This window comes from Nanhaiella sioensis (genome assembly GCF_046557775.1).
GTDB lineage: Bacteria > Bacillota > Bacilli > Bacillales > SM2101 > Nanhaiella > Nanhaiella sioensis.
The window spans coordinates 2,913,585-2,937,176 of record NZ_JBKAEG010000001.1 but is presented as its reverse complement, the minus strand read 5'-3'; the positions used below and the strand labels follow the sequence as shown (position 1 = coordinate 2,937,176).

Annotated in this window: 24 protein-coding genes; 9 read left to right on the top strand and 15 right to left on the bottom strand. The window is 34.4% G+C overall.

Annotated features, from left to right (window positions below):
- Positions 1-121 precede the first annotated feature (121 nt).
- Positions 122-484, bottom strand: coding sequence for a VOC family protein (locus V1503_RS13535; RefSeq protein ID WP_214481008.1), 363 nt, complete (start codon positions 482-484; stop codon positions 122-124).
- Between the two features lie 219 nt (positions 485-703).
- Positions 704-883, bottom strand: a complete 180-nt coding sequence (locus tag V1503_RS13530; protein ID WP_214481009.1) for an H-type small acid-soluble spore protein — start codon at positions 881-883, stop codon at positions 704-706.
- 278 nt (positions 884-1,161) lie between these two features.
- Between V1503_RS13530 and V1503_RS13525 the strand changes: the two genes are divergently transcribed.
- Positions 1,162-1,395 (top strand): hypothetical protein, encoded by a 234-nt coding sequence (locus tag V1503_RS13525; RefSeq protein WP_214481010.1) that lies wholly within the window; start codon positions 1,162-1,164, stop codon positions 1,393-1,395.
- Positions 1,396-1,467: 72 nt separating this feature from the next.
- Positions 1,468-2,463, top strand: a complete 996-nt coding sequence (locus V1503_RS13520; protein ID WP_410627613.1) for a potassium channel family protein — start codon at positions 1,468-1,470, stop codon at positions 2,461-2,463.
- On the opposite strand, the gene V1503_RS13515 is transcribed toward V1503_RS13520, so the two are convergent.
- The 4 genes from V1503_RS13515 to V1503_RS13500 form a co-directional block, all read right to left on the bottom strand.
- Positions 2,460-2,864, bottom strand: a complete 405-nt coding sequence (locus V1503_RS13515) for a YugN-like family protein (RefSeq protein WP_214481011.1) — start codon at positions 2,862-2,864, stop codon at positions 2,460-2,462. The two genes, V1503_RS13520 and V1503_RS13515, sit on opposite strands and share 4 nt — an antisense overlap.
- 359 nt (positions 2,865-3,223) lie before the next feature.
- Complete coding sequence (locus V1503_RS13510; RefSeq protein WP_410627610.1) at positions 3,224-4,576, bottom strand: glucose-6-phosphate isomerase; 1,353 nt, start codon at positions 4,574-4,576, stop codon at positions 3,224-3,226.
- Between the two features lie 507 nt (positions 4,577-5,083).
- Positions 5,084-5,353 carry a hypothetical protein gene (locus tag V1503_RS13505; RefSeq protein WP_410627608.1) on the bottom strand — a complete coding sequence of 90 codons (270 nt, stop codon included), beginning with the start codon at positions 5,351-5,353 and terminating at the stop codon, positions 5,084-5,086.
- A 511-nt stretch (positions 5,354-5,864) separates the two neighbouring features.
- Positions 5,865-7,028: an iron-containing alcohol dehydrogenase gene (locus V1503_RS13500; protein WP_410627606.1), complete on the bottom strand. Its 1,164-nt coding sequence runs from the start codon at positions 7,026-7,028 to the stop codon at positions 5,865-5,867.
- 781 nt (positions 7,029-7,809) lie between these two features.
- Between V1503_RS13500 and V1503_RS13495 the strand changes: the two genes are divergently transcribed.
- Positions 7,810-8,043: a DUF378 domain-containing protein gene (locus V1503_RS13495; protein ID WP_214481015.1), complete on the top strand. Its 234-nt coding sequence runs from the start codon at positions 7,810-7,812 to the stop codon at positions 8,041-8,043.
- 184 nt (positions 8,044-8,227) lie between these two features.
- On the opposite strand, the gene yugI is transcribed toward V1503_RS13495, so the two are convergent.
- The gene (yugI, locus tag V1503_RS13490; RefSeq protein ID WP_214481016.1) at positions 8,228-8,626 is read right to left on the bottom strand and encodes a S1 domain-containing post-transcriptional regulator GSP13; all 399 of its coding nucleotides are present in this window, start codon (positions 8,624-8,626) and stop codon (positions 8,228-8,230) included.
- Between the two features lie 332 nt (positions 8,627-8,958).
- Between yugI and V1503_RS13485 the strand changes: the two genes are divergently transcribed.
- Positions 8,959-9,318 (top strand): helix-turn-helix domain-containing protein, encoded by a 360-nt coding sequence (locus tag V1503_RS13485; RefSeq protein WP_214481017.1) that lies wholly within the window; start codon positions 8,959-8,961, stop codon positions 9,316-9,318.
- A gap of 198 nt (positions 9,319-9,516) precedes the next feature.
- On the opposite strand, the gene V1503_RS13480 is transcribed toward V1503_RS13485, so the two are convergent.
- The 5 genes from V1503_RS13480 to V1503_RS13460 all read right to left on the bottom strand — a co-directional run bounded on the left by V1503_RS13480 (position 9,517) and on the right by V1503_RS13460 (position 14,344).
- The gene (locus V1503_RS13480; RefSeq protein WP_410627603.1) at positions 9,517-10,683 is read right to left on the bottom strand and encodes an aminotransferase; all 1,167 of its coding nucleotides are present in this window, start codon (positions 10,681-10,683) and stop codon (positions 9,517-9,519) included.
- Positions 10,680-11,180, bottom strand: coding sequence for an Lrp/AsnC family transcriptional regulator (locus V1503_RS13475; RefSeq protein WP_214481019.1), 501 nt, complete (start codon positions 11,178-11,180; stop codon positions 10,680-10,682). Before V1503_RS13475 ends, V1503_RS13480 begins: the two co-directional genes overlap by 4 nt.
- A 77-nt stretch (positions 11,181-11,257) precedes the next feature.
- Positions 11,258-12,670: a sensor histidine kinase gene (locus V1503_RS13470; RefSeq protein ID WP_410627600.1), complete on the bottom strand. Its 1,413-nt coding sequence runs from the start codon at positions 12,668-12,670 to the stop codon at positions 11,258-11,260.
- A gap of 4 nt (positions 12,671-12,674) precedes the next feature.
- On the bottom strand, positions 12,675-13,361 hold the full coding sequence (locus tag V1503_RS13465; protein ID WP_214481020.1) for a response regulator transcription factor: 687 nt from the start codon (positions 13,359-13,361) through the stop codon (positions 12,675-12,677).
- The gene (locus tag V1503_RS13460) at positions 13,358-14,344 is read right to left on the bottom strand and encodes a YncE family protein (protein WP_410627598.1); all 987 of its coding nucleotides are present in this window, start codon (positions 14,342-14,344) and stop codon (positions 13,358-13,360) included. The genes V1503_RS13465 and V1503_RS13460 overlap by 4 nt, the downstream gene beginning before the upstream one ends.
- A 473-nt stretch (positions 14,345-14,817) precedes the next feature.
- Between V1503_RS13460 and V1503_RS13455 the strand changes: the two genes are divergently transcribed.
- Positions 14,818-15,984 (top strand): MalY/PatB family protein, encoded by a 1,167-nt coding sequence (locus tag V1503_RS13455; protein ID WP_320257848.1) that lies wholly within the window; start codon positions 14,818-14,820, stop codon positions 15,982-15,984.
- A 285-nt stretch (positions 15,985-16,269) separates the two neighbouring features.
- On the opposite strand, the gene V1503_RS13450 is transcribed toward V1503_RS13455, so the two are convergent.
- From V1503_RS13450 to V1503_RS13440, 3 genes are all read right to left on the bottom strand, one after another.
- Positions 16,270-16,851: a superoxide dismutase family protein gene (locus V1503_RS13450; RefSeq protein WP_214481023.1), complete on the bottom strand. Its 582-nt coding sequence runs from the start codon at positions 16,849-16,851 to the stop codon at positions 16,270-16,272.
- 240 nt (positions 16,852-17,091) lie between these two features.
- Positions 17,092-17,292, bottom strand: a complete 201-nt coding sequence (locus V1503_RS13445) for a hypothetical protein (protein ID WP_410627595.1) — start codon at positions 17,290-17,292, stop codon at positions 17,092-17,094.
- 18 nt (positions 17,293-17,310) lie between these two features.
- Positions 17,311-18,069, bottom strand: coding sequence for a peptidylprolyl isomerase (locus V1503_RS13440; RefSeq protein ID WP_410627593.1), 759 nt, complete (start codon positions 18,067-18,069; stop codon positions 17,311-17,313).
- A gap of 280 nt (positions 18,070-18,349) precedes the next feature.
- Here V1503_RS13440 and kapB point away from each other — a divergent pair, with 280 nt between their 5' ends.
- From kapB to V1503_RS13420, 4 genes are all read left to right on the top strand, one after another.
- The gene (gene kapB / locus V1503_RS13435; RefSeq protein ID WP_410627591.1) at positions 18,350-18,733 is read left to right on the top strand and encodes a kinase-associated lipoprotein KapB; all 384 of its coding nucleotides are present in this window, start codon (positions 18,350-18,352) and stop codon (positions 18,731-18,733) included.
- 476 nt (positions 18,734-19,209) lie between these two features.
- The gene (locus V1503_RS13430; RefSeq protein ID WP_410627589.1) at positions 19,210-20,394 is read left to right on the top strand and encodes an MFS transporter; all 1,185 of its coding nucleotides are present in this window, start codon (positions 19,210-19,212) and stop codon (positions 20,392-20,394) included.
- A gap of 358 nt (positions 20,395-20,752) precedes the next feature.
- Entirely contained in the window at positions 20,753-21,187 is a 435-nt protein-coding gene (locus tag V1503_RS13425; protein WP_214481028.1) for a hypothetical protein, read from the top strand.
- 34 nt (positions 21,188-21,221) lie between these two features.
- On the top strand, positions 21,222-22,550 hold the full coding sequence (locus tag V1503_RS13420; RefSeq protein WP_320209519.1) for an ArsB/NhaD family transporter: 1,329 nt from the start codon (positions 21,222-21,224) through the stop codon (positions 22,548-22,550).
- The last annotated feature ends 1,042 nt before the right edge of the window (positions 22,551-23,592 follow it).

Here is a 23,592-nt window from a genome sequence, read left to right as displayed (position 1 = left end):
TCCTTTACTGTTGAAATATTCTATAAATTCAGAATATCACAACAGCAACAATAATGGTACAATTTACTAAACTTAGACAAATATACCTATAATGTCTTAACTGCTAGATAATAATTTCATACTACCCTTTAAGTAAAAAATCATTACCATCAAGATCTTTAAACTGAACAAATGTCCCCCATTCCATTTTTTTCGGTTCATCTAAAAACTCTACGCCATTTGTTTTTAACATTTCGTATGTAGCTTGTACATTGTCACACTCAAACACAATGGATGCCTGCTTCTCATTCCAATCTTTCATCATGACCTTCGGATATATTACTAAATGAGATTGCGCACCTTTTGGAGCTACTTCTAGCCAATTAGCATTTGGTCCCATTGGGAATTCTGCCACTACTTCAAATCCTACTTGTTCTGTCCAAAAGTGTTTTGCTTTTTGCTGATCATCTACATACACTGCAACTGTTGCAATCTTATTAATCATTGATTCTAACCTCCATTCTTCTTACCTACCACCATTGTAACTTATATGGTCAAGATGACAACGGTTTTAATTTGCTTCTCTTCGTAAGCTTTGCTATTTTAATACCACGATTGCTAGATGCTTACATATTTTATTTCTTAGACCCCAAAAACCTACTTATGCAAAAAAAGTGGGAATCTCATCATTGAGAGTTCACCACTTTACGTGAATCCTATTCGTTTAAACCTCTTCTAACTCAGCAATCGGTACAGACCGTTTTTCATGATGATTACCTCTCATATGGACTGTAGCAACATTCCCTTGCTCATCACAACTATCAATCCAAACAGACACGCCGTTATAATGAACAGTTATATCATTTGGTGATGAAATGATTTGTTTCGCTCGTTTTATATCCATTACTATGCCTCCATCTTTTTAAAAGACTTATTTTCGTAGAAATTAACGCGTTACAACTAGAAATCATGTCATCTAATTAATATTAAAGTAAAACCATTTCTAGCTATTTTACTGTCGTAAAAATAATTCCAACGGTTACGAAAAGAGTCTTTTGTAATTTTTACTCCACCAATATCATTACAAAAAAAAGAAAAATTTATGCAAAATTGTCCAAATATCGAACACACTATTAGCATACATATTATTTTTCTAGACTAAATTTGAAAGGGCGAACAGCAATGAAAATGACAAATGATGAGAAACAAGTGCTAAGCGATACGATTGATCGCTTAAATGAAGGGCTTGATTCAATCATTGCTCTATATAACGAATCAGAGACAGACAAGCCAATTCTTGACTTTGAGGATGATGTGATTACCGCTATTGAACAAGCAAAGGAAAAGTATGGAGACCAAAATATAAATGATCATCTTAATAATATTATGAGAGAAATTCTCTCCATGATGACGTGACTCAGCTTCTGAATGAAATACTTATAGGCTTCAAAAAATTAAGAGGTGTACTTTTAGATTGGAGGTTAGGCCGTGAAAGTTGGTGGGCTATTAGCATCGTACTTACGTTGGCATGTTGTTTATAGGATACTATCCATTATTCTTATAATGATTATCCTATTCGGTACAATTATTCATTTACTTGAACCAAACCAATTTCCTACAATATTTGATGGAATTTGGTGGGCAATCATCACTACTTCAACTGTTGGTTACGGTGACTTCGTTCCAGCTTCAACGATTGGAAGGCTGGTCGCTATTATTCTCATCTTAGCTGGGACAGGCTTTGTTACAACATATTTTGTTACTCTTGCGGCTACAGCAGTTGCTAAGGAGAACGAATTTATGGAGGGAAAAATCTCTTTTAAAGGAGAACATCAAATTATTATTATAGGCTGGAATGGTCGTGCGTACGAAACGATCACTCACCTTTCAAAACTTAAGCCATCGATTGAAATTATCTTAATAGACGAGTCATTAGAGCACAATCCATTACCAAACAAAAATGTTCATTTTATAAAAGGAAACCCTTCACAGGATGATACTCTAAAAAAAGCAAATGTTAATTCAGCAATTATGGCGTTAATTACAGCTGATCAAAGCAAGGATGAATTAACTGCAGATATGAATTCTATCCTAACACTTTTAGCAATCAAGGGGTTGAATTGTAACATATATAGTATTGTTGAAATCTTAACATCACATCACGTGAACAACGCTGAACGTGCAGGTGCAGATGAGATAGTCGAAACGACCAAGTTATCAAGTTATGTAATGGTTAATAGTCTACTATCACATGGTATGGCCCACACATTACTCAAAATGCTCGATCATTTAAAAGGCAGTAAAATCATGTACATACAAACGACAACAGACCTAATTAATCAAACATTCCGTGATGTTAGCCACAGTTTACTTTGCAAACGTATTTTATTAATAGGAGTCAAAAGAGGAGATGAATCTTATGTCAACCCCTCTCACTCTTTTCTAATTAAGGCACAAGACGAACTGTTAGTCATAATGGATTAGTGAAGTAACCTCTCTTCTAAATCTTTAATGAGGGACTTCCCCATATCTACATATTTCGTTGGGACAGTTGCATCAGGATCTTCTGGCTCTGAAAACTGATTAAATGAAGCATTCACATTTCCAACATGTACGTTATCATCTAAACCAACTTGGTATTTATGTGTCAATAAGAATGGGGTACCAAGTTCAACGGTTGCTCCTTCTGAATCTAATTGACCATCGACAGCTTCAAAAGGAATACGAAGAAAATGATAGCCGACCTCGTTGGCAATTTTATAATCAAATGAGCCATGATCATAATCCCAATTTCCACCAATAACATAACCTAAAGGTTTTAGCTCTTGTTCCAACTTAAATAATTTAAAAGTTGTACCCGTTATCTTTGATGATAATTCAATCATTTTGTAACACGTCCTTTAGCTTTTGCTGTTTTCTATTAGATTGTTGCTTTTTATGACTAGATGACAACCCCCATAGCTGTTATCACGTTCGTTGTCACTATCCTTACTTAGAAAAACTTATCATAGCTTGTTTAAAATGATGTAACTGAATTAAATAATATGTTGCTGTAATTGCAATAGCAATAAAGTTCACGAATTGGTGCCTTAGTAATACTAGCAACAACATTGTCAAAAAGAGCCTTACTCTTGTATTAGGTTAACCATCTATATATCATTCATCCATATGTATAATTGAACAAAAATAAAAAAGCTTGAGGAAAATCCCCTCAAGCTTCATTCATAATTATTACATTAATTCATTAATCATTAAGTCGCTTTTCTAGCTCAGCCTTCTTCTCTTCGAAACCAGGCTTCCCTAATAGTGCAAACATGTTTACCTTGTATGCTTCAACACCTGGTTGATCAAATGGATTTACACCTAATAAATATCCACTCATGGCGCAAGCTTTTTCAAAGAAGTATACTAAATAACCGAATGAATACTCATTAAGCTCTGGAATTGAAACAGTTAAATTTGGTACTCCCCCATCTGTGTGAGCAAGCATGGTACCTTCAAATGCCTTTTTATTAACGAAATCGACTGTTTTACCAGCAAGGTAGTTTAAGCCATCTAAATCACTACTTGCCTCTTCAATCGTTAATTCATGACGAGATTTCTCCACATGAAGAATCGTTTCAAATAAATCACGACGACCTTCTTGGACATATTGTCCTAATGAATGTAAATCAGTAGAGAAGTTTGCTGATGAAGGGAAAATACCTTTTTGATCCTTCCCTTCACTTTCACCAAACAACTGCTTCCACCATTCAGCAAAGTATTGAAGCGATGGTTCATAATTTATTAACATTTCTATCGTTTTACCTTTATTGTAAAGTACATTCCGAACAACTGCATATTGATAAGCACCGTTTTCTTCTAACTCTGAGTTAGAAAATTCGTTGCTAGCATCTTGAGCTCCTCGCATCATTTCTTCAATATTAGCACCACTAACTGCGATTGGTAATAATCCAACAGCAGTGAGTACTGAATAGCGCCCACCTACATCATCAGGAATGATAAATGATTCATATCCTTCTTCAGTAGCCAGAGTTTTCAATGCACCTCTAGCTTGATCGGTGGTAGCATAAATTCTTTTTCTTGCCTCGTCAATTCCATATTTTTCTTCAAGCATTTTTCGGAAAATACGGAAAGCAATAGCTGGCTCAGTTGTCGTACCAGATTTTGAAATGACATTAATAGAGAAATCTTTGCCCTCTAATACGTCCATCACATCTTTCATATACGACGAGCTAATATTATTACCTACAAAAATAATTTGTGGTGTAGTTCTTTGCTCTTTTGATAGCGATGAATAGAACGAATGATTTAACATATCAATGGCAGCTCGTGCACCTAAATATGATCCACCAATTCCGATGACTAACAATATTTCAGAATCACCTTTAATTTTTTCTGCGCTTTTTTGAATGCGTGAGAATTCCTCTTTATTATAATCTGTAGGTAAATCAACCCACCCTAAAAAATCATTTCCTGCACCAGTTTTTTCATGCAAAGAATGATGAGCTACTTTTACCGCATCACGTAAATATGTAATTTCATGTTCTGAAAAAAACGATAATGCTTTTGAATAATCAAACTTAATATATGACATCTTGTTAACCTCCAAACTGAATAATAAATCTTTATAAATACCACTTTAGCGAAAGGCTGTGAGTAAATCAAGAACACCACCCATATGTAAGCGTCTCCAAAATAAAATATTTTATGACAATATAGAAAAGCGGAAGCGACTTGGTCATCCCCGACAAGCACTGGAGCCTTTTCACTTGAAGGCGCTTTTTGCCTTCGGGTGAAATGGTGAAGTGACTCGAGGGGATAGGAGCTGAAGCTGGACAACTTGAAAAGCCGAGCCGACTGTTCAACCTCGACAGCGTTAGAACATTTTCAACTGAAGACGCTTTTGATCTTCTGGTGAAAGGACGAAGTGATTCGAGGGGTGTAGGTGCTGAAGCTAGATAAACGCAAATAATCTGTTAATCACTCGTTTTGTTATAAAGGATTAAGTGCGTTAACTTTACAAATAGTAAGCGAAGGCACCTCATTCTCCTTATATTAAGCTAAATGAGTTTGTCGATAATTAGTAAAACCCTTTCACTATCTATTCTTCTAATTGCTTCTCTTTTTTAATAAAACGGCTCATAATTATAAAAATCAGCCAACATATGATTACGATAATACCCGATAACATTCCTGTACCTAATATCACCCATCCACCAACTATTGTTAGCAAGAATAAATGAATTGCAAGTACAATATTTGCAATAATTAGAGGGTAGGTTAATCTTCTTCTCGTTTCAAAATTTTCCGTAATGAAATACAATCCAAGAACAAAAAGAATAATTGGCAGTGCATAAATGACAAACTCCATATTTTTTCCTCCTAACACTAATGAGTATTTTTAAAAAATTTACAGCTATTTTTATAACAGTTAACTGAGCTCTTTCAATAGTTATTCTTTAAAGAAAAAAATATTTCAAATGCTCTAGTTGTATACATGTTTATGTCTTTTCCAACATTTAATGAGAGGAAAGCTCATTCTATTACCCTCACCTAATTTAATTTTACCATTATATTACAATTGTTTTTCAAATAATACAAGATAAAAAAGCTCAAATTCACATAGATGCATAAGGATCGTACAAAAGTAATGGCTTTTTTCGAAACTTGTTTTTTACCTATCTTTTAGTAACTAATATGTATAATATGATTGCTATAGTCTCTAGAGAAGAAAAGATGCCACGAACGTTAGCAACATACGTGGGTTTATATCTAAGACGAATAGCAATAATTAATGCGAAAACAACCAATAGTAAAAGACCAATTACAATCGTAATTGGTCTATACTTATTTATGCTACTCATTATTTTTAGCTAACTATTTTATAGTGACATTTTTAAAATGGTTAATACATTCTCTTTGTTTAGCTTTTTAAAATTACCAAAATCACCATAAACAACAGTTTTTTCAGCCATTACTTCAAGGTTCGAATCATCAATGTCATAATCCGCAAGTCGTGAAGGTGCACCAATACTTGACCAGAATGCACTAAGTTTATCAATGCCTACCAATGCGATTTCACGATCACTCTTACCTTCTGGATTTACTTCAAATACTCTTATCGCTAATTGTTTAAATCTACCTACATTTTCATCAAGGACATGTCTCATCCAGTTTGGAAATAAAATCGCTAAACCGCCTGCATGTGGAATATCGTATACAGCTGATACAGCGTGCTCAATATTATGAGTTGCCCAATCTCCACGATAACCCATGCTTAACATACCATTTAAGGCAATCGTACCATTGTATAATATCGTTTCCCTATGCTCGTAGCTCTCTAAGTCTTCAAGCAGTTTCGGAGCTGTATCGATGACAGTTTTTAGTACTGCTTCACACATTTGATCTTGCAAAGGTGTATTTGAAACGTTATGAAAATATTGCTCAAATACATGACTCATCATATCAACCATACCATAAATTGTTTGATCTCTAGGTACTGAAAATGTATTGGTCGGATCAAGAATGGAGAATTTAGGGAATACTAAAGGACTTCCCCAGCCATATTTTTCTTGAGTTTCCCAATTTGTTATTACAGAACCTGCGTTCATTTCTGACCCAGTTGCAGCAAGTGTTAACACAGTTCCTAATGGTAATGCAGCTTCAGGAACTGCTTTTCTACTCATAAAATCCCATACATCTCCATCATATTTCGCACCAGCAGCAATAGCCTTTGAACAATCAATTACACTGCCGCCACCTACAGCTAATATAAATTCAATACCTTCATTCTTACAAATCTCCACACCTTTTCTTACTGTTGATAAACGTGGATTCGGTTCAACTCCTGCTAATTCAACAAACTCAGCATCAATTTCTGAGAAAATTGCTGTAACTTTTTCATAAATACCGTTGCGCTTAATACTTCCCCCACCATAAACGAGCAGTACTTTTTTTCCATATTGAGGTATTTCTGTTTTCAATTGTTCTAATTGATCTTTACCAAAAATTAGTTTTGTTGGATTAAAAAACGTGAAATTATTCATAACATCCTTCCTTTCACTAACATTATGATTTAAGGAATACAAAATCGCAAGCTCCCTGCTCAGTCCAAGACAAGGCTATCCTGCCCGAGCAGATCGAGAAAGTAAAGTGAAAGATTTTCACTCTAAAATAAGCGTCACCTTCTGATGTGTGAATTGACCCCTACAGTTATACTTATCTTTTTATAAAGCTCTATTCATAAACTTTACTGCTATTGTTATTAGTTAAGGCTCTTTTCGTATATTTTGTTGCTTATATGATTAATTTAGGACAATAAAATAAGATATTCGGTATCATCGTATAAATTAGAAAAGAAAAGATGCCACGATCTAGCTTGAAATACGTGTTTAATTTCTATGTACGAAAAGCAACTATTAGTTGAGAACGAAGTTGAAAAAGGCTCTTTTCGTTTACTTGTTGCTTATATGATTGATTTAGGACAATAAAATAAGATATTCGGTATCATCGTATAAATTAGAAAAGAAAAGATGCCACGATCTAGCTTGAAATACGTGTTTAATTTCTATGTACGAAAAGCAACTATTAGTTGAGAACGAAGTTGAAAAAGGCTCTTTTCGTATATTTTGTTGCTTGTATTATTAAATTAGAACAACAAAATAAAACATAAGATGGCATCGTATAGAGAAAAATAAAAGATGCCAACGACCCCTGTATATCCAATACAAGTGCAAACAGTCAAATAAAAAAATTAAAGATCATGAATATTTTTCCTTATATATGCCAAAATATATATTAATTAAGATAAAAAGGAGGCAACATATTATGGGTACTATGCAACGAATCGCACTTGTTTTTACTATTATTGGGGCTATAAATTGGGGGCTAATTGGATTTTTTCAATTCGACTTAGTTGGAGCAATCTTTAATGGACAAGGTTCCGCTCTTTCAAGAATTATTTTTGGTATCGTTGGAATTGCAGGCCTCATTAATTTAGGGATATTATTCAAGCCTACTGAGGAATTTGGAACAAGTACCGAGCCTAGAACGACTAGATGATATCACTTATTTCATGAAACTTATGTTAAATCAAAAAAATCGCCTTAAAAGGTAGGCGATTTTTTGATTTGAACTGAGCTGTTTTTATGACTAAAGATCCCCACATTAATAACGAGGGGATCTTTCATCGAATGGATAGAGCTCCCACAAGATTCACTGATGCTCAAGTTTACTTATGTGGGGTTTATTTTTTTATTAAATCTTCTCGCTTAGACTGTTCAATCCATTCTTCAAGTTTCTCTTTTAAAGTATTAAAGCCTTGTTGTTCATCCATTTCCGTTACTGGCATTTGTATTTGACGTTTTTTAGGTTTTTTAGGTTTTTCAGTTTCAGCAGGTGCCTCTTGCGTCGCACGGATAGATAACCCTATTTTACCTGCTCCCTCATCAATGGATAGAACTTTAACATTAACTTCGTCTCCAACCTTCACATGGTCATTAATATCTTTGACATATCCGTGAGTAATTTCAGAGATATGAACTAACCCTTGTGTATTTTCATCTAAGGCAACAAACGCTCCATAAGGTTGAACACCTGTAACTTTACCTACAACAACACTTCCAATTGCAAATTTTTCAGACATGAAAACACTCCTAAACCGATATTCTTATTTCGTTTATACGCAATTAAACATTATATCATAAACAATAAGTTACCTCAAAGCAAATTTTCTATCTATTTTTTTATAATTTGCAAATTGGACTAAAAATATGAGCATAACAAAGAAAACCATTTTAGACGTATTCTTCATCAATAACTAATATATTTTGTATATACCTATCAAGTTGAAGCCTTTACACTCCTAAAAAATCACTCTTACATTTAATCACTAAATATTCATATTTATAGTGATTTTTTTACTTTCAATCATGGTAAAATATTTATAAGAAATGAATGTGCTAGGAGGGAGCTAAAATGGGTACACTCGGATCAAACATTAAAATGTACAGAATGCAAAAAAAGCTAAGCCAGCGGGAATTGGCTATGAAGATTCGTGTCGGTACTGGTACGATTGAGAAATATGAATCTGGTGCACAACTCCCTGACACCCAAACAATTTTAAAAATATCAACTGTACTAGATATCCCAGCACCAGAACTGTTAGAACAAATTTATCAAATAAATTCGGGGTTTGACGAAGAAATTGAACACCTTATAAAAGAAGTTGGCACTGAAAAATCAAAGCTCATATTACGTAAGGCAAAAGAATTTAGCGAGGAAGATTTCTTAAAAGTGATGCAAATGCTTTATGATATAAAATATGAACAGAAATAACAAAATGACTATAGATTTTAACCGTACTTGAACACATACTACGATTATTATCTTACACAAAATATATTCAGACAAAACCATAAAGGTTTTGTCTTTTTATTACGCTCTATTGGCAACCTTTGTTGTTATTTAATACCTTAATATCAACAACGATTGATAAGAAACAACTTTCTAATAATGGCTATGCAGCCAGCCAAGTTAGCTGTTTATAAAGCGATTAATACGTTTGATTGCTTCTTGCAATTGTTCCATTGATGAAGCATACGAACAACGGATATGCCCTTCTCCGCTCTCACCAAACACATGTCCAGGTACAACAGCGACCTTTTCTTGTATCAATAATTTTTCAGCAAATTGTTCAGAGGTCAACCCAGTACTTTTTATGGAAGGAAATGCATAAAATGCTCCCCCTGGTAGATGGCAATCGAGACCGATATCGACTAATGATTGCACAAAGTAGTTACGACGACGTCTATAGCTTTTTTTCATTCCATCAACATCCTGACGTCCATTTTTTAATGCTTCAATCGCACCGTATTGAACTGGAGTCGGTGCACACATCATGGAATACTGATGAATTTTGAGCATAGCCTGTAAAAGTTCAGCAGGAGCAGCAACATATCCTAATCGCCAGCCTGTCATTGCAAAACCTTTAGAAAAACCGTTTATTACAATCGTACGCTCTCTCATTCCATTTACATTTGCTATACTATAGTGCTGCTCATCGTAGGAAAGTTCAGAATATATTTCATCTGATATAACTACTAAATTGTACTTATCAACAATTTCTGCTATAGCTTCAAGCTCTTCTTTTGTTAACACCGCTCCTGTAGGATTGTTTGGTGAGCAAATCATAATCGCTTTAGTTTTCTCAGATATCACTTTTTCAATATGCTCTGGCTTTAGCTTAAATTGATCAGTTTCCGTTGTTTGTATAGCGATTGGTTTACCACCAGCTAATGTAACTAATGGTGCATACGAGACAAAACTCGGTTCAACAACAATCACTTCATCTCCTTGATTAACAATAGCTCTTAAAGCAAGATCAAGAGCTTGACTTGCCCCAACTGTAACAAGAATCTCTTGATCTGGGTTATACTGGAGCATATATTGGCTCTTTAAATATGATGCTATTTCCTGTCTCAGTTCAAGTAACCCTGCATTAGCAGTATATGACGTATACCCTTGTTCCAATGATAGTATACACGCCTCACGTATACTCCACCCTGTCACAAAATCAGGTTCGCCAACCCCTAATGAAATAACTCCATCCATACTAGCAGCTAGATCAAAAAAACGACGAATCCCAGATGGTTTTAAACTTAAAACTGTATCTGATAAAAATGATTTTTCTGTATGAATCATGGTGACACCACGATACGCTGATCTTTATCATCCTGATCGAACACTGTACCATCATGTTTATATTTTTTTAACATAAAATGAGTCGTCGTTGAGATTACAGAATCAAGTGTAGACAACTTTTCAGAAACAAAGTTGGCGACCTCTGGCATTGATCGACCTTCAATGACGACTGATAAATCATACGCTCCACTCATTAAATAGACAGATTTCACTTCCGGATAACGATATATACGTTCAGCAACTTCGTCAAAACCAACCCCACGCTTAGGAGTTACTTTTACGTCGATCATTGCAGTTACATTTTCGAGACCGTTGACTTTATTCCAATCTATCATTGGAACATATTGGACAATAACTTTAGAATTTTCTAATTTTTTAATACTTGCTTCAACTTCCTCTGTTGACAAAGAAACCATTTTTGCGATTGTTTGCGCAGGTAAACGACAATCAGCTTCTAGAACCTCAAGAATCTCAATTTCTTTTTGTGATAATTTCACGCATATCTCCTCCGCTTTTTTACGTATACACTGTTAGAATTTCTTCTGTTAATTTATTTATTATAGCATTTCGGCAATTAATTCGTTAATACCTGAAATGCAATATGAACTTGAGTACCTTCTCCTACTTTACTGTAAAATGATATATTTCCATTATGGGCTACAACAATTTGTTTAACAATCGCTAAGCCGAGGCCGGTTCCTCCATCTTTCCGAGTACGCGCTTTATTTATACGATAGAACCTTTCACCTAATTGATTTAGATGCTTTTCATCCATTCCTATCCCTGTATCTGAAATGATTAGCTCACATTGATTATTTTTTGCTTTCTTTAACTGAACTGAAATATTACCACCTTTTTCAGTATAATGAATAGCATTATCTATAAGGTTATGAATGATTTGTTCAATACGATCTTCATCGGCATAAATAATAATTTCTGGATCCAACATCATGTTAAGTGAAATTTCACTTTCAAGCAAAATTGGTTCGTAAATTGCTAACGATTCTTCAATTAATTGTGAAAATACTAGTGGTACCTTTGTTAAGTTGTACACACTACTCTCTAGCTTTGATAAGTCAAGTAAATCATGCACGAGTCGTTGCATTCGAGCAGCCTCACGATGAATCAATTTAAGGTATCGCTGTACATCCTCCTGTTTTTTTACGACGCCATCGACAATTGCTTCACTATAACCTTTTACATAACTAATAGGTGTGCGTAACTCATGGGAAACATTGGCTAGAAATTCTTTCTTACGCTCATCCTCTTTTGCAATAGCACATGCCATATCGTTAAAAGCTTGTGCAAGCTTACCGATTTCGTCATTTGTTGTAATTTCTACTCGTTCTGTATAATTCCCCTTAGACATGTGTTGGGCAGCTTGCTCAAGTTGCTTGAGCGGCTTAATTAGTTTTGTAATAATTTTCCTTCCAAGGAGAATGGATAAAATGACAAATAAAATAGCAACTGGAATCCATAAGTTAGTAATATCATTGATCATATCAGTAATATTCGCTAAAGGGGTATATAAATAAACAATGCCTTCTAGTCTATTTCCATCTAATAGAGGAATGATAACACCTAAAATTTGATGTCCCATTTTTTGTTCATATCCTATTTTGGATATGTGTTCACCTCTTAATAGTCGCTCTCTATCTTCTTCATCAATATAAGATTCATAATCAATATCAAACGGTAGACACGCACTTAATTCTCGAGGGTTTGTTATTAGCAACACTTCCGGCTCAGACATTTGGTTGTACCAATTAATTTGGTCAATTAATTGGTCTGTTATTTCTCCACCATTATAATTAGTCGCAAGTTGAGAGCCTTCTTCTTGAAGCGTTTTTCTTACATTTTCAACATAGTATTTTTCATAAAAATAATTTGATAATATATATGAAAAAAAAATTGTCCCAATAATGGCGAGACTAATAGTAATCCAAATTTTATGTGCTAACGTCAAATTTCTGATTATTGTAAACATCTTTTCACACCTCTAACTTATAACCGATACCCCATACAGTTCTAATCGAATCTCCAAACTCACCCAACTTTATTCTAAGCGTTTTAATATGTGTATCGACTGTTCTTACACCACCCTTATAATCAAAGCCCCAAACCCCTTCTAATAATTGCTCTCTACTCAATGCTTGACCTAGATGTTTACAAAAGAATAACAATAAATCAAACTCTTTAAGTGTTAACCCAATAGAGCTACCATTTATGCGCACTTTGCGACCTTTTTCGTTAATTTCTAATGAGCCAAATTTAACAAATAAACCCTCTTCATTATGCATGCCTTGATTTGTTCTACGTAAAACTGCATCAATTCGAGCAATTAATTCACTTGGACTAAAGGGCTTTACAATATAATCATCCGCCCCCATTTTCAAACCGTATACACGATCCCACTCTTCACCTCTAGCAGTTAAAAAGATAATCGGTATGTTCGAGGTTTGACGTAGCTTCTCGCAAAATGTAAAGCCATCGATATCAGGCATCATTACATCAAGAATGATGATATCAATATTAGTCTTATCGAGTATGTTAAATGCCTCATTACCATCAGATGCATGGTATGTTTCAAAATTATCGCGCTCAACATACATTTGAATAAGGTTTCTCATATCCTCTTCATCATCAACGATCATTACTTTCTTCTTCTCAGTCATCATCGTTCACCTTCTCTTTTAATTAATTGAAATGGCCCTTTGCCTACTTTGATAGTGCTTGTTATTTCCATTGTTTTTTGGTCAATAACATACACCTCATCACTATCATAGCTGGTAATATAAAGCTCATCATTCATTGCAACCATTTCAACAGGATTCACACCTACATTTATTGCTGATATCTCTTCATATGTACTTGGATTGAATTTGCGAATCATGCTTGATCCATGACTGAGGACAAAAATCCCCTCTTTTGTTTCTGAGAAAAATATTGGCATTGTTGGAGCTGCAATTTCCTCCTTCAGTTTTCCTGATTCTAGTGAAAACACGCTAATATTCGTCTCAATTTTATTTGCATTACCATGCCCCCCTAGCCACAATTCTTTTTCCGCTTCTCGTAATAGTCCTCCAGTAGGCAAAGGATTTATGTTAAACGTATCGATAACCACATTATGAATAGCATCTACGACGGATAAACTTGTATCATCTATATTAACGACATATATTCTTTCTCCATCATTTGATTCAAACATACTAAATGGACGCTTCCCAATTTTTATTTCATTAAGCTCCTCACCAGTTAGAGAAAATTTTCGGATAGAATTTCTATTTTGGTCTACAAGATAAATACTGTTTTTATCAGAGGAAAGAATTCCATTTACAATTCCTGTTCCAGTTTTCCAAGGGGTTAATTCTTTCCCTGTGGATAATTCATACAAATAAGCACTTTCTTCATTCTTCCCATATAACATTAGTGTATTTTGATCAGGGAACATCAGCCCTCCTATAACTGCTCTATTTATTTCCCAAGACTCAGTCTGTTCCTTATTAGAAATATCTATAAAAGATAGACTTGCATCCTTTATATTTACCGATAGTACAGATGATTGATGAGGGTTAATTGGCTTAAATTGTTGTGTGTTACTGCATCCTACAAGTAAAATGATTAGCATAACAGTAAGCATCAATACTTTTCGTTGAAACATATTTTTCACTCCTATATAGGGTTCAAACAATGAATCTTAGTTTGTATAATGAGTTATAGGTGGAATCTGTCAATCAGTCAAATAAAAATCCAACCTGCTATGTTCAAATATACTTAAGCTAATAGTTGTTCTTGCAATCATTATACATTTAAATTGTGTTCAAACAGTGAAGTTCATCTGCTATTGTTTAAGCGAATGGTTCTTAGTTCAACAACTAATTGACTTAATCAAGATGATTCGTATGCCTTTGAACCGGTGTATAAATATTTACATACTCTACAAGCAATGTTGTTGCTCGTACTAAGAAATTAAACACGCACACAACTAGCGTTCGTGGCATCTTTTCATCTTTACAACGATGACTAACATATAAAACCACTTTTTATGGTGCTAATTTAGAAACAATAGCAAAGAGTTTACAAAAAAAGCCTTTTAAAAAAGAAGTATACTAAAAAGAGGTAGGTGTGAAGAGCATGGATAATCATTTTTTTGATCAAGTCATTGATCGGAGACATTCAAATTCTGTTAAGTGGGATGGTACTAAACGTGTTTTTGGTGTAGATGATGTGTTGCCAATGTGGGTTGCAGATATGGATTTCAAGGCACCCCCACAAGTATTAAAAGCAATACAGTCTAGAGTAGAGCACGGTATTTTTGGCTACTCAGAACCACCTCTATCAACGAAAAAAGCTATTCAAAAATGGGTAAACAATAGGCATCATTGGAATATCCGAGATAGCTGGATAACTTACTCGTCAGGTATTGTACCCGCATTGGCAACTGCCATAGAAGCGTACACAAAACCTGGGGATAAGGTTATGATGCAAACACCAGTCTATCCACCGTTCTTTGACCTTGTCATAAAAAATAACCGAATTCCAGTCTATCATTCTTTTGATTTAGACGATGGCAAATTCGAAATTAACTTTGACAAACTAGAACAATTAATTGATAAACAAACAAAATTGTTCTTTCTATGCAATCCTCACAACCCTGGTGGAAAAGTTTGGACTAAAGGTGAGCTAACAAAACTTGGTGAAATATGCTCATTACATAACATTACCATTATCTCAGATGAAATTCATTCAGATATTATTTTAGCAGGCACCCATATTCCAATTGCATCAATTGATGAAAAGTTTGCTCAGCGAACTATTACTTGTATCGCACCAAGTAAAACATTCAACCTTGCGGGTCTTCAAACAGCTGCTATTATTACACCTAATACTCAGCTAAGATTAGCTTTTCAAAAAGTACAACAAAGGCAAGGGTTCTATACAGTAAATGCACTGGGCATGGTTGCTATGGAAGCAGCCTATCATTATGGAGAAGTTTGGCTAGAGAGCTTGATTGCATACTTGAAGGAAAATATTATGATTGTTGATCGTTATCTCAAACAACATCTACCTAGCCTAAAAATGATTAAGCCCGATGCTTCATATTTGATCTGGATAGATTGCCGTAATCTACACATGACAGATGAACAACTTAAGAGAGAATTATTAGTAGAAGGTAAACTAGCTTTGGAACCAGGCAGTAAGTTTGGTATTGCTGGTAATGGATTTGTTAGAATGAACATTGGTTGCCCAAAACAAACTTTATATGATGGATTAAATAGACTAAAGAAAGCACTAGGATGAGTAACAAACATTTATAAAACCCTTTAATTTTACAAGCAATTTTTTCATGTATTTCTTTTAAAAGTCATTGTAAATCAGGTGGGGTAAATTCTCCACCTGATTTACATATCAACATTTATTAATGGCTTTTTTTGTTTCATTTTGTTCCCTAAATCACTAAGTAACAAGTATGTAAAAACTAAGTGTTCACGGCACCTTTGCTTCTTTATCTACTTACTGTGGTCATTTAATCACACTAGCAATTTTATAATATAACACTAAACAGCAATCTTAGTTATCATCCATTTATTCCTCTTCCTTCTCTTCTTTATCTTTTTCATTTTTATCAGATGTTTCTTCACCTTTGCTTTGCTCTTTAGAAATAACCCCACAAGCGATTCTTTCACCTGCATCCCCTGCTGGCTGACTCATTCCATCATCCTTATCTTGATGAATAACGAGCGCTGTACCTTCCATAGTAAGTAATGAATTTTTATCTTCTTTTAACGTAACTTCTGGGGCAGTAATATCTACTTTTACATTTCCATCATCTTTAACGGTAATATTGGGTAAGTCTCCTGCATGTGGGCCTTCAGGCTGTAACAGACCATGGTCTTTATCTTCTGGATTAAAATGATTACCCGCTGACTTAAAATCTGGAGGTTCACATTTACCAGTTTCATGTATATGTATTGCATGCTCGCCTTCAGGTAAGCCCTCTAAATCAAGCTCTATTTTTACACCTTTGCTTTGCTCTGAAAATTTTGCTGTTCCAAGTGAATCTCCATCAGCATTATACATTTCTACATCTACCTTTGTTGGGTTTTCTTCTGTACAACCTATCGTCAAAACAGAAATAAATAACAAAGGAAATAGTACTTTATACATTGTTACCTCCAAAAACACATTTTTCTTATATATTTCCCGCTATCCATTCCAAATATACAAAGGCTTATTGCGTTATTTTCTTGCTTTTGTAGCTAAATTAGAAAAGCTACTAATGGATTTATTCCACTGACATCATTGTTAGAATAGAAAAGATGCCACATGAGTCTAGTTTAAACATATTTTTGGATAGTACAAAAAAACAAGGCGATAACAGCCTATACAAAAAAAACCTACTGAAATTTACTCAGTAGGGTCTTTAATTTGGTGTTTCTCCTCTAATAATTTTGCTCTTTGTTCCTCACGTGCTGAAACTTTTTTAAATATAACGAATGTGACAAAAGCACCGATGGCAAATATAACAAAGGTTAACACTGCCGGTATATACTCCGTTTTATCTTCAGGGAAATACAAAAACAAATATAAAATAGCGAGTATTTTCATCTACACAACCCTTTCCAGCTACTCAATCACGCTAATTGATTCGATAATTACCGGTTCAATTGGTTTATCATTCTCTCCAACCTCAACGTTAGCAATTGCATCGACAATATCCATTCCTTCTATTACTTGTCCAAAAACAGTATGTTTAAAATCTAAATGTGGGGTTCCACCATTTTCAACATAGTATGCGATTATTTCTTTAGGAAAACCTGCTTTCTCCAATTCCGCTTCAAACCCAGAAGGAAGATTCTTATTTTGAACGATAAAAAATTGACTACCATTCGTATTTGGTCCACTGTTTGCCATTGATAGTGCTCCTCGAATATTAAAAAGCTGACGTGAAAATTCATCTTCAAAAGGTTGACCGTAAATACTCTCTCCGCCATACCCATTCCCTTCTGGGTCGCCACCTTGAATCATAAAATCATTAATAACTCGATGAAATGTTACTCCATCATAATAGCCATTTTCACTATGTGTAAGGAAATTTTCAACTGTCTTTGGCGCCATCTCTGGAAATAGCTTGATTGTAATTATACCCATTGTTGTTTTCATTTCTACAATTGGAAAATTTGTAGTCTCATCCGATAATTGAGGATACTCAACCTGATCCTCAGTTTGTTCTTCGTTGTTTTCTTCTTGTTGTTCATCATTTTCCTCATCGACTTGTTCTTGTTGTACTTGATCTGATGAAGTATTTTCCTCCTTCACTTCCGCAGTGCCACAGGCAGCAAGTATGAAAAATAGACTTGATATCATAACAATCATTTTTTTCATGGTTTTAGTCTCCCTCTTTTTTTATATCAACTATTATCATATAAAAAAAGCAAGTCCACCACCAGTAAAAACTAATCTTTTGTCAAGATGCACTTTTTACTTCATAATTAAAATTAAATATGAAAGCTCTTTTCGTATACTTTGTTGCTATATTATTTGAATGATGTTGGTTATCTAAGTATGTCATCATTTTTACGATGATAACATGCTACATAAGCTAACCTTCATAAACTAGAAACAATGCGAAAACAGCAAATATAAATGAATGGAGGAATCAGTTTTGACACAAAATCACTTCCAAACCGGTGACCTTGTTACAGCGATATATAAGACTGGGAAATATGTTGGAGAAATTACTAACATTCGGGAAAATCATTATTTAGTCAAGATTAAAGCTGTTATTACCCACCCAATGCAAGGGGATCTACATAATCCTAAACAAATTAACGTCCCATTGTTTCATGAACGTCGTGCGTTAGCCTTTGGTGAACAAGCAAATATCCCCAAGAAGATGGTTAAGCAATATAACGGTAACATCCTAGACTATGAAAAATCTTTACGCACAGCTCTTGAGCTTATGAAAGAACAACTGCAAGAAGACAACAGTGCATGGGCACTTCAAAGTATTGATAACTTAATAAATCTAGAAAAAGAATATTTTTAAAAAGGGTCTGTCACCACGGTTATTTTACAGCTAAAAAATGTCACAAATACCATTTGTAACTACGTGCCAATATTAGCGTAAATAACAACCGGTTATACTTTAATTATAGTTAACATGAGTACCCTAGATAACCTCTAGCCTTAAGAGTCCATTAATTTCTTTTAAGCATCTTTCTTTTAAAAAGGCTGTTTTCGCATTGATTGTTGCTTTTCGTTCAAAGGTATAGGCACGTATACATCTAGCGTTCGTGGCATCAGCTCTCATAAAACTCATCATACTGTCGAATTTTAGTGAAAATAACAACAAAGTTTACGAAAAGAGCCTAAAAATAGCTAAATATAAGCAATTTTTCGTCAACTTAGCCATCGTATTAAATGATTTCTTTCTGTAGCTTTCTCATATATAATATGTTGATAACAATATCTTACATCTAAGAGGTGTTTGTCATTTCAATTAAAAATAGAAATCTACTAATCATGTGGTTTGCAAACTTTTTTGTTGCTGCAAGTGCCACAATGATCATGCCATTCTTATCCCTTTTCATTGAAACGATGGGGGATTTTTCTGCTGACTATGTACAACGTTGGGCTGGTTTTGTATTTGGAATAACTTTTTTAACTGCTTTTTTTATGTCTCCCATATGGGGAAGGTTCGGAGATAAACATGGTCATAAAAAGGTTCTGTTAATATCCGGGTCAGGAATTGCGCTATGCACTCTATTAATAGCATTTGTTCAAAGTGTTGAGCAACTTTTTACTTTACGTCTTTTGATGGGCGTAGTGACAGGCTTTATCCCCACCTCCTTAGCTCTTATCTCTGCACAAACTCCGAAAGAAGAAGCAGGTAAGACTTTAGGCACATTACAAATGGGTACTGTTTCAGGTGGGCTCTTCGGTCCTTTGTTAGGTGGTTTATTAGCTGATGCAGTCGGCTTCCAATATACTTTCATTCTTACATCAGCTGGTATATTACTAGCTACCATCGTCGTTTTACTTGGAATTAAAGAAGTTAGACAAAGTAAGAAGAAAGATAAACAACAAACATACTCTAGAAAAGAGGTACTTTCCCATATCTTACACCAGCCAATACTCATGACCATTCTCTTAGTAACTACTTTGATCCAAATTGCGAATTTCAGTGTTCAGCCTTTGCTAGCACTATACGTCATTGACCTTACCAGTGGATCAAATATAGCATTTTTGGCAGGTATGGCTTTTTCTGCAACGGGCTTCGGTAACTTACTAGCAACAAGACAGTGGGGTAATTTAGGTGATAAAATTGGTCATGAAAAAGTACTTGTCCTTCTGCTAGTATTTTCTTCTGTTACATTTATTCCACAAGGATTTGCGCATTCATTTTGGCAGCTTGTTGTTGCTAGATTCATTTTCGGTATAGCAGTAGGTGGTTTAATCCCCTGCACAACTGCATATATCCGTCAAGTTGCACCAGTTGCTATGCAAGGTGAAGTACTCGGATACAATGTTAGTTTTCGGTTTTTAGGTAATGTCATCGGACCAATGATGGGTGGGGTGTTATCTGGTTATTTTGGCATATCTTCTGTATTCTTTATTACTTCATTATTATTTCTACTTGCTGCATTTATACTGTGGGGAGCTATTCATTATGTAAATAGACACTCCGAAAAGGCTCACTATTCATAGTGAATAGATTAGTTTTTTTCAAAATGCTGTTTTTGCATTGATTTGATTGCTGCTTTTCATCTATAGATATTAGCACGTATACAATCACATTCGTGGCATCTTTTTCTACATTTAATATTAAAGAGTTCTCATAATAATGTTCATTTTTAGGAAAAATAGTAACAAAGGTGACGAAAAGAGCCTTAAGAAAAAAAAATATGTTCATAAATGAACCAGGCTAATAGCCTACTTTCTTCCTATATAAAGAGAGTTTATTAGCCTAAAAAAAAACAAAGAATAAATTTATTCTTTGTTTGAGTCTAACAGTAAAAACACATATAATGTTCTTTAGAGAACTGAGGACATAAGGAGGAAAGTTATGAAAAACGTTGTCATTCATAAAATGGTGAAGTTTATTTTAACCGAAGGACACCTTAAGGGCTACTGGGATAAACATGGTCATGATTTAGATTTTGGTTCTTTAACGAATGAGCAACTCGTAAGCTTGGCGAAAAAAGTTTTGAATAATGCCTCTCATAGTCAACTTGAGCAACATGTTGTTGGCCGTGGCTGGCGGACGGAAGATGAAACAGTTGGAAAGCTTTTACTGGAAGATAATTCAGAAAAAGATGAACATATTGAAGTGATTGATACATCCGTCTCTGGCTCTAAATCAAAAAAACTACTAATCGACAGATTGTTAAAAGTCGATTGTGAGAAAGGCGACTTTTCTTTTTTTGTCGAAGACTTAAATATTGATGTAACAGCACTTGTATGTCCAAAATGTGGTGGAAAAGTTATCGCTGACAACTAGAAGCTACAGATAAATATTAGAGGAGTGAATATCATTGTATGAAGCAGTAACAACGGGAGTAAGTGACTTCCAATATTTTGCAGCTATTGCGATATTTCTAATATCGTATGCTTTTATCATTACAGAAAAAATTAACCGTGCTGTCATCGCCCTATTAGGTGCTGGATTAATGATCTTCTTAGGCATTGTTGATTTAGAAGCAGCTTATGAGCACCATATTGAATGGGAAACTATTACCTTATTAATTGGTATGATGATTCTTGTTTCTATTACGAGTCAATCAGGAGTTTTCCAATATGTTGCCATTAAAACGGCAAAACTAGCTAAAGGGAAGCCGATGAATATCCTACTTGCGCTTTCGCTGTTGACTGCAGTAGGCTCAGCATTTTTAGATAATGTAACGACAGTATTACTAATCGTACCTGTTACATTTTCTATTACACGAATTTTGAAAGTAAATCCAGTTCCTTTTTTAATTTCAGAAATCATCTTTTCGAATATCGGTGGTACTGCAACACTTGTTGGTGACCCTCCGAACATTATGATTGGTTCAGCAAACTCACATTTAACGTTTAATATGTTTTTAGTTAATTTAGCTCCAATCGTGCTTGTAATTATGGCTGTTACTTTTGTAATTATCTACTTTATCTATCGAAAACAAATGAAGGCAGACCCAGCTCTTATTGATAAATTAATGAACTTAAACGAAAAAGATTACATAAAAGACACTGTTTTAATGAAAAAATCATTATCAGTGCTTCTTTTAACAATCTTAGGTTTCTTTGTACTTCATAGTATCTTCCATATTCCTGCGGCAGTTATTGCAATGGCAGGAGCAACATTGTTAATGCTAATTGGTGTGAAAGAGCATGATTTAGAAGAAGTGTTTGCATCTGTTGAATGGGTAACAATCTTCTTCTTCGTAGGTTTGTTTACATTAGTAGGTGGACTTATTGATATTGGTTTAATTGGAAGCTTAGCTGAAAAAGCACTAGAGGTAACAGGTGGAGATATTGGTACAGCATCTCTTTTAATACTTTGGGTATCAGGTGTTGCTTCTGCAACAATTGATAACATTCCTTTTGTTGCTACGATGATTCCATTAATTCAAGATATGGCAATTGGAATGGGCTTAACTCCAGCTTCACCGGAAATAGATGTATTATGGTGGTCACTCGCTCTTGGTGCTTGTTTAGGTGGAAATGGTACACTTATTGGAGCATCTGCAAACGTGATTGTAGCTGGTATGGCATCTAGAGAAGGTAAAGGATTTAGCTATATTGAATTCTTAAAAATTGGTGCACCGATTACAATCGTTTCACTTATCATCGCACATGCATATGTTTGGTTGAGATTTTTATAATATCTAAAAGCCTTTTTAAGAGGAGATTGGTCACTTATTATTGATCAATCTCCTCTTTTTATTGCGTTGGGGATAATCATAAAGCTTTGTTGCTATTGTTAGTAATTAGTAAACTAGTTAAGACACATGTCACGCAACAGTCATCGTTTTAAAGAAGAAAAGATGCCACGAACTCGCATTATATATCGTATTTAATTGCTTAGTACGAACTACTACAATTAGTTCGAAAACAGATTTAGCTAAGGCTCTTTTCTTATACTTTTTGCTATTGTTATTAAATTTAAACAAGTGCTTAGATGTATTAAGCTATGTCGTCTTACAAGAAAGAAAAGATGCCACGAACTCGCATTACATACCGTATTTAATTACTTGGTACGAACAACTACAATTAGTTCGAGAACAGGTTTAGCTAAGGCTCTTTTCTTATACTTTTTGCTATTGTTATTAAATTTAAACAAGTGCTTAGATGTTTTAAGCTATGTCGTGTCGTCTAACAAGAAAAGATGCCACGAACTCGCATTAAATACCGTATTTAATTGCTTAATACGAACAACTACAATTAGTTCGAGAACAGGTATACCTAAGGCTCTTTTCTTATACTTTTTGCTATTGTAATTAAATTTAAACAGGTGCTTAGCTATATTAAGCTATGTCGTCTTACGAGAAAGAAAAGATGCCACGAAATCGCATTAAATACCGTATTTAATTCTTAGTACGAACAACTACAATTAGTTCGAGAACAGGTTTAGCTAAGGCTCTTTTCTTATACTTTGTTGATATCTAAGCTAAATTAAAGTAGCTAGATGGTTATTTTTTATACAATGTAACACCTCAACAACACCAAATGATTACGCTTTATCACAACGAAAGAATACAGTGAAAACACACTTCATTTGTATCATCACATAATTTCCCACAATTCCTTGATAATTCTTTGACAATATTGCCTATAATATAAAATATAAGTAATGTCTAAGCCCACAATGTCACGATTGAAAAGGAGGTTAGCCCTTTTCTTAACACCTAAGAAAAAGTTATAATG

What these genes read in the sequence shown, in the direction of transcription:
- yugI (WP_214481016.1), bottom strand. Translation starts at nt 8,626, where the DNA reads ATGTCTGAAAAATTTGCAATTGGAAGTGTTGTTGTAGGTAAAGTTACA.
- V1503_RS13465 (WP_214481020.1), bottom strand. Translation starts at nt 13,361, where the DNA reads ATGATGACTGAGAAGAAGAAAGTAATGATCGTTGATGATGAAGAGGAT.
- V1503_RS13425 (WP_214481028.1), top strand. Translation starts at nt 20,753, where the DNA reads ATGAAAAACGTTGTCATTCATAAAATGGTGAAGTTTATTTTAACCGAA.
- V1503_RS13455 (WP_320257848.1), top strand. Translation starts at nt 14,818, where the DNA reads ATGGATAATCATTTTTTTGATCAAGTCATTGATCGGAGACATTCAAAT.
- V1503_RS13480 (WP_410627603.1), bottom strand. Translation starts at nt 10,683, where the DNA reads ATGATTCATACAGAAAAATCATTTTTATCAGATACAGTTTTAAGTTTA.
- V1503_RS13495 (WP_214481015.1), top strand. Translation starts at nt 7,810, where the DNA reads ATGGGTACTATGCAACGAATCGCACTTGTTTTTACTATTATTGGGGCT.
- V1503_RS13450 (WP_214481023.1), bottom strand. Translation starts at nt 16,851, where the DNA reads ATGTATAAAGTACTATTTCCTTTGTTATTTATTTCTGTTTTGACGATA.
- V1503_RS13440 (WP_410627593.1), bottom strand. Translation starts at nt 18,069, where the DNA reads ATGAAAAAAATGATTGTTATGATATCAAGTCTATTTTTCATACTTGCT.
- V1503_RS13525 (WP_214481010.1), top strand. Translation starts at nt 1,162, where the DNA reads ATGAAAATGACAAATGATGAGAAACAAGTGCTAAGCGATACGATTGAT.
- V1503_RS13510 (WP_410627610.1), bottom strand. Translation starts at nt 4,576, where the DNA reads ATGTCATATATTAAGTTTGATTATTCAAAAGCATTATCGTTTTTTTCA.
- V1503_RS13535 (WP_214481008.1), bottom strand. Translation starts at nt 484, where the DNA reads ATGATTAATAAGATTGCAACAGTTGCAGTGTATGTAGATGATCAGCAA.
- V1503_RS13530 (WP_214481009.1), bottom strand. Translation starts at nt 883, where the DNA reads ATGGATATAAAACGAGCGAAACAAATCATTTCATCACCAAATGATATA.
- V1503_RS13460 (WP_410627598.1), bottom strand. Translation starts at nt 14,344, where the DNA reads ATGTTTCAACGAAAAGTATTGATGCTTACTGTTATGCTAATCATTTTA.
- V1503_RS13445 (WP_410627595.1), bottom strand. Translation starts at nt 17,292, where the DNA reads ATGAAAATACTCGCTATTTTATATTTGTTTTTGTATTTCCCTGAAGAT.
- V1503_RS13470 (WP_410627600.1), bottom strand. Translation starts at nt 12,670, where the DNA reads ATGTTTACAATAATCAGAAATTTGACGTTAGCACATAAAATTTGGATT.
- V1503_RS13485 (WP_214481017.1), top strand. Translation starts at nt 8,959, where the DNA reads ATGGGTACACTCGGATCAAACATTAAAATGTACAGAATGCAAAAAAAG.
- V1503_RS13430 (WP_410627589.1), top strand. Translation starts at nt 19,210, where the DNA reads ATGTGGTTTGCAAACTTTTTTGTTGCTGCAAGTGCCACAATGATCATG.
- V1503_RS13500 (WP_410627606.1), bottom strand. Translation starts at nt 7,028, where the DNA reads ATGAATAATTTCACGTTTTTTAATCCAACAAAACTAATTTTTGGTAAA.
- V1503_RS13505 (WP_410627608.1), bottom strand. Translation starts at nt 5,353, where the DNA reads ATGGAGTTTGTCATTTATGCACTGCCAATTATTCTTTTTGTTCTTGGA.
- V1503_RS13515 (WP_214481011.1), bottom strand. Translation starts at nt 2,864, where the DNA reads ATGATTGAATTATCATCAAAGATAACGGGTACAACTTTTAAATTATTT.